The 13,779-nt window shown below is 59.3% G+C and carries 6 protein-coding genes; 2 read left to right on the top strand and 4 right to left on the bottom strand.

Annotated elements, in window-relative coordinates; genetic code table 11:
* Nucleotides 1-845: 845 nt before the first annotated feature.
* The 3 genes from JHD62_RS05675 to gltB form a co-directional block, all read right to left on the bottom strand.
* Nucleotides 846-2,183 carry an O-antigen ligase gene (locus JHD62_RS05675; protein WP_199102112.1) on the bottom strand — a complete coding sequence of 446 codons (1,338 nt, stop codon included), beginning with the start codon at nt 2,181-2,183 and terminating at the stop codon, nt 846-848.
* 246 nt (nt 2,184-2,429) lie between these two features.
* A complete protein-coding gene (locus JHD62_RS05680; protein WP_045846674.1) occupies nt 2,430-3,845 on the bottom strand; it encodes an FAD-dependent oxidoreductase in 1,416 nt (471 codons plus the stop codon).
* A 91-nt stretch (nt 3,846-3,936) separates the two neighbouring features.
* The gene (gene gltB, locus JHD62_RS05685; protein ID WP_199102113.1) at nt 3,937-8,385 is read right to left on the bottom strand and encodes a glutamate synthase large subunit; all 4,449 of its coding nucleotides are present in this window, start codon (nt 8,383-8,385) and stop codon (nt 3,937-3,939) included.
* 296 nt (nt 8,386-8,681) lie between these two features.
* Here gltB and JHD62_RS05690 point away from each other — a divergent pair, with 296 nt between their 5' ends.
* Both JHD62_RS05690 and JHD62_RS05695 read left to right on the top strand, forming a co-directional pair.
* Nucleotides 8,682-10,199, top strand: a complete 1,518-nt coding sequence (locus tag JHD62_RS05690) for a phosphatidylserine/phosphatidylglycerophosphate/cardiolipin synthase family protein (protein WP_199102114.1) — start codon at nt 8,682-8,684, stop codon at nt 10,197-10,199.
* 481 nt (nt 10,200-10,680) lie between these two features.
* Nucleotides 10,681-12,936, top strand: coding sequence for an arginine/lysine/ornithine decarboxylase (locus JHD62_RS05695; RefSeq protein ID WP_199102115.1), 2,256 nt, complete (start codon nt 10,681-10,683; stop codon nt 12,934-12,936).
* A gap of 53 nt (nt 12,937-12,989) precedes the next feature.
* Here JHD62_RS05695 and JHD62_RS05700 read toward each other — a convergent pair whose 3' ends face one another.
* A complete protein-coding gene (locus JHD62_RS05700) occupies nt 12,990-13,769 on the bottom strand; it encodes a ferredoxin--NADP reductase (protein WP_199102116.1) in 780 nt (259 codons plus the stop codon).
* Nucleotides 13,770-13,779: the final 10 nt, after the last annotated feature.

The following is a 13,779-nucleotide window of genomic DNA, read 5'->3' on the forward strand; positions in this document are numbered from 1 at the left end:
CCCCCCCCCCCCCCCCCCCCCCCCCCCCCCCCCCCCCCCCCCCCCCCCCCCCCCCCCCCCCCCCCCCCCCCCCCCCCCCCCCCCCCCCCCCCCCCCCCCCCTATTTTTTGCGTTCGTCTCGTGGGCTCGGAGATGTGTATAAGAGACAGCATTATATGTCCGACGTTCAGTTCTTAATCAAATTGGTGGGTTTGATACGCAATACAGAATCTGTGCTGATTATGACTGTATTCTAAAATTATTCTCAATACCGGGTGTAATAACTCATTATAGTAATGAAGTTATTGTCATGATGCGCACAGGTGGGGCGAGTAACAACTCCATCAGAAATGCATGGCGTAAGTATCAAGAAAATAGAACTATTCTAAATAGAAATGGTTTCAATGGCAGCATCGTCGCCCTTCTAAAGATCGTTGGAAAAGTTCATCAATTTTTTAATTAGATATAAGTGACACCATCTATCACTTCAGCGTGAAGCACTACTGGTGTAACCACCAAGGTGTAGAGACCAAAAAGCGCTAGCAGGTAAAGAGAATATCTGAGGATCCGGGAGTATACTTACCAAGTTAAATACACCATCATTATGCAAAGAACGGGATTATTTCTTCGTGTATGATAAAGGTTTTAGCGGAGAGGGAAGATCTTCTTCTGGTAGAAAAAAGTGTTTTTCTCTTGGCAATGTGTCTGTGCTAGAAATCTTGGGTAGCTAACGTTGGAAACTAATCAAGATTGAATCCGGACCTAATTCAAGCAAATACAATTTCGTACCTATTAAAAAATAGTTGCGATTGTATTTAGGTTGGAGATGGATCAGGAAGCTGGATTCATACACAGACAGTCAAGTTTCAATCATCAACTTGTTTAGTGCTGTTGTTATTCATCTCCGCCAGCAAGGCACCCGCCACAAACAACAATAACTGCAGCATGTGATCGCGGAAGATGCTCTCATTGAGCATGCGCCCCAGAAAGCCGCACACCATCAGCATCAGCATCAGTCCGCGTACATCCTGCTGATAGCGGAAACGCTTGTATCCGGTAACAAACAGGCTGGCGCAGAACAGCAGCCACAGCACAATTCCGGGAACACCCAATGCCAGCCCCAGGTCAATGAAGCCACTATGCGCATGCCCCAGGTTATTCTTGATGCCCATGCTGGTGGCCGTCTGGGCAAATACTTCTCGCATGAAGCCAAAACCAAGGGGATGGCTGGCAATCATGTCCAGGCCACTGTGAATCCAGGCCACACGCTTGAAAGCCGAGTCATCCACAGGCTCGCCGTTTGACATCAGCGGCAAGGGGCCGATCTGCGTCCAGGCAGGGTGATGCTGGTAATCCCAGCCAGCGGCTACGGACTCGGTAAACGCCAGATTGCGACTATCTTTCTTGATGGCATATACCACCAGCCCACTCAGCGTACCAATCACGACCAGCCAGATCAGCAATAGCTTGGCCCAGCCATGCTTCACCCCCTGGAAAATGGAATATAACAACAGCATGGAAAAGCTGAGGTAGACCATGCCTATCATGCCGTTGCGCGCAGCAGCATGCAGGCTAACGAACACGAACAAGGAAAGAATTGCCAGCAGCCATGGTTTGCTGATGCGGCTGACCCTTTGCCTGCCCCAATGACCAAAACACAGGGTGGCGACGACAAAGGCCAACACGAAGTTGATCAGGAAGGTGAACTCAAGATACGTGGGTGTGGAAAATGTTTCGCGATAAGGCCAGGTACCAGTCGCGAGATACTGGTAGGCCTCAAGGCCGAACTCGGCCAGTGCCAGCGCTACCCCACCGGCAATCACGACATCAATGATGGAATACTTGCGCCATACCCGGTACAGAACCATTCCGATAAAGAACCACAAGGTAGCCATGCCCAGCTGGCTGCGCAGTTCCGCCATGGAAATGGCTGGCCAGCGTGATAACAGCAAGGTATGCAAGGTGGCATAGGCCATGAACAGGGCCAGCAGGATGATGGGATATCTGGCAGCCCGGAAGGTGGGCACACTGCGTTGTAGCAAAGGAAGTGCCAACAACAGCAGGCCGCCTTGCAAGGCATAGCGCAGCGCTACCGTATGCCCCACGCTGCATACGGCAACATAGATGAAAGACAGCAACAGTACCGCTCTTGCGTGCCAGCCTTTGCTGGCCGCCGTGTCGCTCATCGACAGGAAACGACTCATGAATACCTCATACATGGCAAACAATGATGGCCTGACATGCATCTCGCCGTGTACACACGGTGTGCAGGCAGCCACATTCCAAAATGCGTGCGGACTGAGCAGATGGTGTGCAAACCAGTCTGCATAATCAAAATCAAAAACGGCACATTGTAACAGCTGCCTTGAGTACAGCCACATACCGCATGCGTAAAGAAAAAGCCCGCCAGACGGCGGGCTTCTTTACACATGCGATCAGGCAATCCCTGCTTACCACACCTGCAGGTAGCTCAGGATGCCTTCTGCCGCCTGACGGCCTTCGAATACGGCACGGACTACCAGGTCGGCGCCTCGTACCTGGTCGCCGCCGGCGAAGATCTTGGCGTGGCTGGTCTGGTACTTGAACCTGGACTTTTCCGAGGCAATGGTGCGGCCGTTGGGCTGGCTGCTGATGCCGGCGCGGTCAAACCAGCTGGCTGCTTCCACCTGGAAACCGAAGGCGATGATGACGTGATCGCACTCGATGCGCTCTTCGCTGCCCGGTACGATTTCGGCATTGCGACGGCCTTTGGCATCCGGCTCACCCAGGCGGGTTTCGGCCAGGATCACCGCCAGCGCGCCATTGGGCAGTTGCTCGATGCCCACAGGCTGGCTGTTCCAGCGGAATTCCACGCCTTCTTCCTTGGCATTGGCCACTTCGCGCTTGGAGCCCGGCATGTTTGCTTCGTCACGGCGGTAAGCGCAAGTCACGCGCTTGGCACCCTGACGGATGGCGGTGCGGTTGCAGTCCATGGCGGTGTCGCCACCACCCAGCACCACCACACGCTTGCCGGCCATGGAGATGGCTGGTTCGCCTGCGGGCAGGGTTTCCATGCACTGACGCACGTTGTTGACCAGATACGGCAGTGCTTCCAGCACGCCCGGCAGGTCTTCACCGGCAAAGCCGCCCTTCATGTACTTGTAGGCTCCCATGCCCATGAATACGGCGTCGTACTGTTCCAGCAGGGCTTCGATTTCGATGTCCTTGCCGATTTCGGTGTTCAGCACGAATTCCACGCCCATGCCTTGCATGATTTCGCGGCGGCGCTGAACGACTGCCTTTTCCAGCTTGAATTCCGGGATGCCGAAGGTGAGCAGGCCGCCGATTTCTTCGTAGCGGTCGTATACCACCGGCTTCACGCCGTTGCGTACCAGCACGTCGGCACAGGCAAGGCCTGCCGGGCCGGCACCGATGACGGCGACTTTCTTGTCGCTCCAGATCACCTTGGACATGTCCGGACGCCAGCCAGCTTTATAGGCTTCGTCGGTGATGTATTTTTCGATGCTACCGATGGTAACGGCACCGAAACCACCCTGGTTCAGCGTGCAGGAGCCTTCACACAGGCGGTCTTGCGGGCATACACGGCCGCAGATTTCCGGCAGGCTGTTGGTCTTGTGCGACATTTCGGCCGCTTCGAACAGCTTGCCTTCGGTCACCAGCTTCAGCCAGTTGGGAATGTAGTTGTGTACCGGGCATTCCCATTCGCAATAGGGGTTGCCACAGGACAGGCAGCGCCCGGCCTGGTCGGCGGCGTCCACCTTGTGCAGCGGTTGATAGATTTCCTTGAACTCAATCTTGCGCACCGCGGCTTCAACTTTTTCACCGGGGTTGCGGGAGAGCTTCATGAACTGGAATACGTCACCCATGATCGTTTCCTGACTACGGGCCCGGCCTTGTAAACGGCGGCAGGCCCTGTTGTTTCCGTTGCGGCGGGGCAGCACGCCCCGCCCTTGATCGTCAATCCTTGAGCAGGCTGTCCAACGTGGCGGCCTTCGGCTTCACCAGCCAGAAGTAGTCCACGTAGTCGTCGAAGTTTTGCAGCATGGCGCGGCCGGTTTCGGAGCCGGTCAGCTCGACATGCTTGGCAATCTTCTCCAGCAGGAAGGCACGGTACATGCCCATTGCTTCGCCGTTGATCAGGTGAATGTCGACCAGTTCATTGTTGTAGCGGTAGGCAAAGCGCTCGCCCGGGTCGTAGACGAAGGCGAAGCCACCGGTCATGCCGGCACCGAAGTTGTAGCCGGTTTCGCCCAGCACGATGACGGTACCGCCGGTCATGTATTCGCAGCAGTGGTCGCCCGCACCTTCGATAACCGCCAGCGCGCCGGAGTTACGCACGCCGAAACGCTCGCCGGCCACACCGGCGGCAAACAGCTGGCCACCGGTGGCACCGTACAGGCAGGTGTTACCGATGATGATGGCTTCGCCGCTTTCATACGCCGCATTCTTCGGCGGGTAGATGGTGACGCGGCCACCGGCCATGCCCTTGCCCACGTAGTCGTTGGCATCGCCTTCCAGTTCCAGGTGCAGGCCAGGCGCGTTCCACACGCCAAAGCTCTGACCGGCGCTGCCGGTGAACTTGACCTTGAGACAGCCAAACGGCAGACCAGCCGCACCATGTACACGGGCGATTTCGCCGGACAGGCGGGCACCGATGGAACGGTGGATGTTCTCGATCGGGTAGGACAGTTCCAGCATCTGCTTGTTATGGATGGCAGGCAGGGCATCGGCCAGGATCTGCTCGGCCAGCTCGCCCTTGTCGAAGGACGGGTTGCTATCGCTGATGCAGAAGCGCGGCACATCGTCCGGCACCGTGCCTTGCGACAGCAGCGGCGACAGGTCCAGCTTGCCTTGCTTGGTGGTTTCGCCTTCCAGCAATTCCATCAGGTCCATGCGGCCGATCAGCTCTTCCATGCTGCGTACGCCCAGCTTGGCCATCCATTCGCGGGTTTCACGGGCAATGAACAGGAAGTAGTTCATCACCATTTCCGGCAGGCCGAGGAAGTACTTGGAGCGCAGCTTGATTTCCTGGGTAGCCACGCCGGTGGCGCAGTTGTTCAGGTGGCAGATACGCAGGTATTTACAGCCCAGCGCCACCATCGGGCCGGTACCAAAGCCGAAGCTTTCCGCACCGAGGATGGCGGCCTTGATCACGTCCAGGCCGGTTTTCAGGCCACCGTCGGTCTGCACCCGTACCCGGCCGCGCAGGCCGTTGGCACGCAGTACTTGCTGGGCTTCGGACAGGCCAAGTTCCCACGGCGAGCCAGCGTACTTCACCGAAGTCAGCGGCGAGGCACCGGTACCACCGTCGTAACCGGAGATGGTAATCAGGTCGGCATAGGCCTTGGCCACACCGGCGGCAATGGTGCCCACGCCCGGCTCGGCCACCAGCTTCACCGATACCAGCGCGGTCGGGTTGACCTGCTTCAGGTCGAAGATCAGCTGGGCCAGGTCTTCGATGGAGTAAATATCGTGGTGCGGCGGCGGCGAAATCAGGCTGATGCCTTCCTTGGCGTGACGCAGGCGGGCAATCAGGCCGGTCACCTTGTCGCCCGGTAGCTGGCCGCCCTCGCCCGGCTTGGCGCCCTGGGCCACCTTGATCTGCAGCACTTCGGCATTCACCAGGTAATGCGGGGTGACACCAAAGCGGCCGGAGGCCACCTGCTTGATCTTGGACATGCGCTCGGTGCCGTAGCGCGATGCATCTTCGCCACCCTCACCGGAGTTGGAACGGCCACCCAGACGGTTCATGGCGGTTGCCAGTGCCTCGTGGGCTTCCGGCGACAGCGCACCCAGCGACATGCCGGCGGAGTCAAAACGCTTGAGAATGGCTTCGATCGGCTCGACTTCATCGATGGAGATCGGCTGCTCGGCCAGTTTCACCTTCATCAGGTCGCGCAGCATGGCCACCGGACGGGTGTTGACCGTGTCGGCGTATTGCTGGTAGGCCTGGTAGTCGTCGTTTTGTACCGCTTTTTGCAGCAGCTGCACCACGTCCGGGTTGTAGGCGTGGTATTCCTCGCCGTGCACGTACTTGAGCAAGCCGCCCTGCGAAATCGGGCGCATCGGGTTGAAGGCAAAACGCAGCAGTTGTTGCTGGTCGTCCTCGAAGTCCTCGAAGCTGGCACCGGATACGCGCGACACGGTGCCCTTCAGGCACAGGTCCACCACGTCCTTGTGGATGCCCACGGCTTCAAACAGCTGGGCGCCGCGATAGGAGGCGATGGTGGAAATACCCATCTTGGACAGCACTTTGAGCAGGCCCTTGTTGATGCCCTTGCGGTAGTGCTGCAGTGCTTCGTTGATCTTGCAGTTGACCACGCCGCTGTTCACCAGATCGATGATGCTCTGGTAAGCCAGGTAAGGATAAACCGCGGTGGCACCATAACCGATGACACAGGCCATCTGGTGCGCGTCGCGCACAGTGCCGGTTTCCAGCAGGATGTTGGTCTTGCAGCGCAGACCGCTTTCAATCAGCGCATGGTGTACCGCACCGGTGGCAAACAGCGCATGGATAGGCAGACGGCCCTGGGTGATGATGCGGTCGGACAGCACCACGATCACCGTGCCTTCGTTGACGGCTTCGATCACGTACTGGCACAGCTTTTCAATGGCTTGCTTGAGCGAGCTTTCGTTCGGGTCGTAGCACAGGTCGAAGGTGGTAGCCTTCAGATACGGTTCCGGACGGGTAGTAACGCGCACGAATTTTTCGTGCGACAGCACCGGCGAGCGCACTTCCAGACGCTTGGCGTGCTCGGCGCTCTCTTCAAACATATTGCGTTCCGGGCCAAACACGCTGTTGAGCGACATCACCACCGCTTCGCGGATGGGGTCGATCGGCGGGTTGGTCACCTGGGCAAATTGCTGGCGCAGGTAGTCAAACGGCGAGCGCACTTTCTGGCTGAGCACCGCCATCGGGGTGTCATCACCCATGGAGCCGACGGCTTCCTGGCCGTCTTCGGCCAGTACGCGCAGAATCTGGTCACGCTCTTCAAAGCTGAAGTTGTACAGCTTTTGCAGACGGGACAGTTCTTCCTTGCTCACCGCCTCGATGCCGGCATCGTCCTCGATCGACAGTTCCAGATACTTGGCGCTGTCCTTGATCCACTGGCGATACGGCTTGGCGCTCTTGAGCATGGCGTCGATGTCTTCCGGCATCAGCAGCTCGCCGGTAGCCAGGTCGGCAGCAAACAGCTGGCCCGGCTTCACGCGGCCCTTGCGGACGACATCTTCCGGCTTGTAGTCCCACACGCCCACTTCGGAGGCGATGGTCAGGATATTGTCGCGGGTCAGCACCCAGCGCGCCGGGCGCAGGCCGTTGCGGTCCAGCATACAGGCGGCGTAGCGGCCATCGGTCAGCACGATGCCGGCCGGGCCGTCCCACGGCTCCATGTGCATGGAGTTGTATTCGTAGAAGGCGCGCAGGTCCTTGTCGGTGGAGTCCACGTTCTGCCAGGCCGGCGGCACCAGCAGGCGCAGCGCACGGAACAGCGGAATGCCGCCCATCAGCAGGCCTTCCAGCATATTGTCCAGGCTCATGGAGTCCGAACCGTCGGTCTGCACGATAGGGCGCACGGCGTCCATGTCGAGGTGCGGCGAGGCCATGATGCGCTCGCGGGCACGTGCCCAGTAACGGTTACCCTGCACGGTGTTGATTTCACCGTTGTGCGCCAGGAAGCGGAACGGCTGTGCCAGCTTCCATTGCGGCCAGGTATTGGTGGAGAAGCGCTGGTGGAATACCGCCAGGCTGGATTCAAAACGCGGGTCGTTCAGGTCCAGGAAGAACTTGGGCAGGTTTTCCGGGGTCACCAGGCCTTTGTAGGACAGGGTGTGCGGCGACAGCGTGGGCAGGTAGAAGGACGGATCGTCCACCTTGTTGGCTTTTTCGGCCTGACGACGGCCCATGTACAGACGACGCTGGAAAGTCAGCTCGTCCATACCGAAAGGACAGTTCACGAAGACCTGGGAAATGGCAGGCAGGCTGGCCAGTGCTGCTTCGCCACAGGCGCTGACATCGGTCGGCACCACGCGGAAACCGGCGACTTCCAGTTGCTGGGCTTCCAGGAATTCCTTGAGGCGACGCAAGCTGCGTGCACCGATTTCACTGTCGGGGTGGTGGAATACCAGACCTGCGGCGTACACTGCCTTCAGCGCGATGTCGGCCTCGGCGGCTACTTCACGCAGGAAACCGTCCGGCTTGCGAAACAGCAAGCCACAGCCGTCGCCCGACTTGCCGTCTGCCGCCACCGCTCCACGGTGTGTCAGTTTGGCCAGCGAGGAGATGGCGGTTTCCACCAGCCAGTGGCTGGGTTTGTCGTCCAGTTGGGTGATAAGGCCGAATCCGCAGCTGTCCTGCTCGAAATCCGGGTGGTACAGGGTACCCTGCAACCAGCGCTGTCTGTCCATTGCTCTGTCCTGCTTATAATTGTGAATCGAATGAATTGATTCTAAGGGCAACTTGCTTGACCTTGCAACCAGTTATTGCCAATTTTCTCGCAACGCAATAACCTTTATTTTTCAAAGACTTGATTTAAATTTTCGCCAAAAAAATCAGGGAAAACCCGTAAAAAAAGTCCATTTTTCTTCCAGTTTTGTGACACCCATATTCAAAATTACGACCCATTCTGGTGCACGACTGGCAAATCCAAAATGGCCAAAACCGCCAATTAATGAATATTGTAGGACAACATACATCACTCACCATGCGTAGCGACAGCACTACAGCCCCCGCTCAGGATTTCGTGCGCCAGCTGGCCGACCAGGCCTTCTCGCGTTCGGCCGGAGCACCGCTGATTGCCGGCAATCAGGTCAGGCTGCTGTACGACAGTACGGACAACTTTCCGGCCTGGAAACAGGCCATTGCCGCAGCAGAAGAGTCGGTGTTCATCGAGATGTATATCGTGGCCAACGACGCGTTTGGCCGTGAAATCCGCCAGTTGCTGGCCGACAAGGCCGCGGCTGGCGTCAAGGTATGCCTGCTTTATGACTGGCTGGGCAGCTGGCGGCCATGGCTCACCGGCTTTTTCCGCCCGCTGCTGGCCGCCGGGGTCGAGGTGCGGGCCTACAATCCTCCCACGCTGACTGGCGGCCTGAGCCTGCTGGGGCGCAATCATCGCAAGCTGATCGTGGTGGACCGGCAGGAGGCCTTCATTTCCGGCTTGTGCATCAGTTCCAGCTGGGAAGGCCGGCCGCAAGACGGCATTGCCCCGTGGCGCGACACCGGCCTGTCCTTGCGTGGCCCGCTGCTGAGCGAGGCCATGGCAGCGTTTGCTGACAGCTGGGCCAGTTGCGGCCCGGCGCTGGACGCGCACTGGCTGGATTTTCCCACCCCGATCCCGGACTGCGGCACCATTGCCGCCCGCCTGATTGCCACCACCCCGTCCACCGCCCACATGATGCGGCTGGATTTGCTGATTGCCAGCTTTGCCCGCCGCACCCTGTGGCTGACCGATGCCTATTTCATGGGCACCAGCACCTATCTGTCCGCGCTGAAACAGGCGGCGCGTGATGGCGTGGATGTGCGGCTGCTGGTGCCCCGCTCCAGCGACATCCGCTGGATTGCCACCGTGTCGCGCACCATGTACCGGCCACTGCTGGAATCCGGCGTGCGGGTATTCGAGTGGAACGGCCCGATGATTCATGCCAAAACGGCCGTGGCGGATGGCCGCTGGGCGCGTATCGGTTCGACCAACCTGAACATTTCCAGCTGGCTGGCCAATCGCGAAATCGATGTCGCCATCGAGGACGAATGCGTGGCTGGCGAACTGGCCGCCCGCTTTTTGCAGGATCTGGAACAATCCACCGAAGTGGTGCTCAGCGGTCACAAGCGCACACCGGTGTTGACCCACCCGCGCCAGCGCCAGCAAGCCTCCTTCCTGTTTCCCAGTGCCGGGCATGCAGCGCGCAGTGGGGCCAGTGCTGCCGCGCGGCAGGCCGCGCGCATTGGCGATGCACTGGGAGCCGTGGTGCGCGGTACCCGCAGCATAGACAGCAGCGAAGCCACCGCCTTTCTCACCATCGGCCTGAGCCTGCTGGGCTTTGCCGTACTGGCCGCCCTGTTTCCCTGGCTGGTGGCCGGCCCACTGGTTTTCCTGCTCACCCTGAGCGGTGGCGCCATCGTATTGAAGGCGCTGGGCCTGTATCGGCGGCGCAATGAAAAAAAACAACAGTTGGCCGAGAGTAAAAATAATCTCAAACCGCCAGTCCCGCCAGCGGGCTAAACCGTCTTAAAACAATCCTTTAAGCCCGCTTCATCCCGCTGAAAGCCTTGCCAGACAAGGATTCCAGCATGATATTTGATCAAACCTGCAGAATATTTTCACTCTCTGATATTGCCTTGCAACACAAGCACGGTAAAAGGACTACAATGCGCGCTTTCTTGGGATGTTCTCCAAGCCGGCCGACGTGAAGGACGCACGCTCATCGTGCTCCCTAAGGAAGCCGGGGATCTGCGGCCACTCCACGTCAGCCTGCAGGAATGACCCCGGTTTTCATGCGCGCCCAGTAACATTTACGCGCCTCAAGGCCAGCCTCGCCAACCCGGCGACTGCGCCCCAACGCGCACCGAGTGACACTGCAGCAAGCTGCGGGCCGACAGGCGTTACAGGTGCACGGTAGTGTCCTTGCCCATGGCAAGGGCTGCCTTCCTGAATGGCCATCCCCGGCTGTGGTGTCCGAGTTTTGACCGACAAGGACTCAGGTATGCGTTTTCACTTCCCCATCGTCATCATCGACGAGGACTTCCGCTCGGAAAACACCAGCGGCTCCGGCATCCGCGAACTGGCAGCAGCCATGGAGGCCGAAGGCATGAGCGTGATTGGTTACACCAGCTATGGTGACCTCACCTCCTTTGCCCAGCAGCAAAGCCGGGCAGCCGGTTTCATCCTGTCCATCGACGACGAAGAGTTCCAGACCGACGACGCATCGGAAAACGCCCTGGGCCAGTTGTACAGTTTTGTGGCGGAAATCCGCCGCCGCAACCCGGACATTCCGGTCTACCTGTACGGCGAAACCCGTACCGCGCGCCATATTCCCAATGACATCCTGCGCGAGCTGCATGGTTTCATCCACATGCACGAGGACACGCCGGAATTCGTGGCGCGCCACATCATCCGCGAATCCAAGAGCTATCTGGACAGCCTGGCCCCGCCGTTTTTCCGCGCGCTGGTGGACTATGCCCACGATGGCTCCTATTCCTGGCACTGCCCCGGCCACTCCGGTGGCGTGGCCTTCCTGAAGAGCCCGGTGGGCCAGATGTTCCACCAGTTTTTTGGTGAAAACATGCTGCGCGCCGACGTATGCAATGCGGTGGACGAACTGGGCCAGCTGCTGGACCACACCGGCCCGATTGCCGCGTCGGAACGCAATGCCGCGCGCATCTTCAATGCCGACCACCTGTTCTTCGTCACCAACGGTACCTCTACGTCCAACAAGATTGTGTGGCACAGCTGCGTGGCAGCGGGTGACATCGTGCTGGTGGACCGCAACTGTCACAAGTCCAACCTGCACGCCATCATGATGACCGGAGCCATTCCGGTTTTCCTGATGCCCACGCGCAACCACTACGGCATCATCGGCCCGATTCCGAAGTCGGAATTCCAGCTGGACAGCATCAAGAAGAAGATTCTGGCCAACCCCTTTGCCCGCGAAGCGCTGGAAAAGAACCCCAAGCTCAAGCCGCGCATCCTCACCATCACCCAATCCACCTACGATGGCATCCTGTACAACGTGGAAGAGATCAAGGGCCTGCTGGATGGCGAAGTGGACACGCTGCACTTTGACGAAGCCTGGCTGCCGCATGCCAGCTTCCACGACTTCTATGGCGACTTCCACGCCATTGGTGAAGGCCGTCCGCGTTGCAAGGACAGCCTGATCTTCTCCACCCAGTCCACCCACAAGCTGCTGGCCGGCATCAGCCAGGCTTCGCAGATTCTGGTGCAGGACCCGCAAAACCGTCAGCTGGATACCGCCTGGTTCAACGAGGCCTATCTGATGCACACCTCCACCAGCCCGCAATATTCCATTATTGCCAGCTGCGACGTGGCAGCCGCCATGATGGAACAGCCGGGCGGCCAGGCACTGGTGGAAGAATCGCTGGTGGAAGCACTGGACTTCCGTCGCGCCATGCGCAAGGTGGACGAGGAATACGGCAACGACTGGTGGTTCAGCGTGTGGGGCCCGGACGAGCTGTCCGACGACGGCATCTGCGACCCGGTGGACTGGGAACTGAAACCCGGCGCGCACTGGCACGGTTTTGCCGGTATCGAAGAAGGCTTCAACCTGCTGGACCCGATCAAGGCCACCGTACTGACTCCGGGCCTGGACGTGGACGGCAGCTTCGAAGAAATGGGCATCCCGGCCGCCATCGTCACCAAGTACCTGACCGAACACGGTGTGGTGGTGGAAAAAACCGGCCTGTACAGCTTCTTCATCATGTTCACCATCGGCATTACCAAGGGCCGCTGGAACACGCTGATTTCGCTGCTGCAGCAGTTCAAGGATGACTTCGACAAGAACCAGCCGCTGTGGCGCGCCATGCCGGACTTTGTCTCGCGCTACCCGCAGTACGAGCGCGTGGGCCTGCGCGACCTGTGCCAGCGCATTCACGCCTTGTACACCAAGCACGACATCGCCCGCCTGACCACCGAGATCTATCTGTCCGAGATGGAGCCGGCCATGCGTCCGGCCGATGCCTTTGCCAAGATGGCGCACCGCGAAATCGAACGCGTGCCGGTAGACCAGCTGGAAGGCCGCGTCACCGCCGTGCTGCTGACCCCGTATCCGCCGGGCATCCCGCTGCTGATTCCGGGCGAGCGCTTCAACAAGACCATCGTCGACTACCTGCGCTTTGCCCAGGCCTTCAACCGCGAACTGCCGGGCTTCGAGACCGACGTGCACGGTCTGGTGGCCACCGATGTGGAAGGCCGCAAGGTGTACTGTGTGGATTGCGTCAAATAAACGCCAGCCACCCAGTCAAAAGCCCCACTCCAGTGGGGCTTTTTTGTTTTGGCTTACCAGCCGTTTTCCAGCACCAGATGGCCAGGAGCGCTCAGCCGGCTCAGGCGGAAGCCCATTTTCATCAGCTGGCGGTGGGTGTCCTCCACCATGGCCGGATTGCCACAGATCATGAAGCGCGAACGCTCCACTGTCAGCGGCAGGCCGGCAGCCTCGGCCAGCTTGCCGCTTTCCAGCAAAGCCGGAATGCGTTGCTGCAACATGCCAGGCTCGGCCTGACGTGTTACCACCGGCACATAGCGCAACCGGTCGCCCCACTCCGCCCACAAGGGGTGCTGGCGCAACGCCTCAATCTCATCACGGTAGGCCAGTTCGCTGCTATCCCGCACACAGTGCACCAGCACGATATGGGCAAAACGCTGCCACACCTCGGGCTGCTGCAGGATGGACAGATAGGGTGCCAGACCCGTACCGGTAGCCAGCAGCCACAGGTCTTCGCCATCGGGCAGGCGGTCCACGGTGAAGAAACCGTTGGCCTTGTTGTCCAGCAGGACGGTATTCCCCACCTGCAAACGCGCCAGGCGCGAGGTGAACAGCCCATCCGGCACCACGATAGAGAAAAACTCCAGATGCTCGTCCCAACTGGCGGAAGTCATGGAATAAGCGCGCCACACCATGCCGCCGTTTTCCAGCGGCAAGCCCAGCCGGGCAAACTGGCCGGGGACAAAACGCCAGGATTCGGGGCGGCTCAGGCGAAAGCTGAACAGCTTTTCACTCCAGTGCTGCAAGGAAAGAATGGTCTGGGTGGTGTATTTTTCTGCTGCGGGGGCGCTCATGAGCAATACC

It is taken from the genome of Aquitalea sp. ASV11 (assembly GCF_016429185.1).
GTDB lineage: Bacteria > Pseudomonadota > Gammaproteobacteria > Burkholderiales > Chromobacteriaceae > Aquitalea > Aquitalea pelogenes.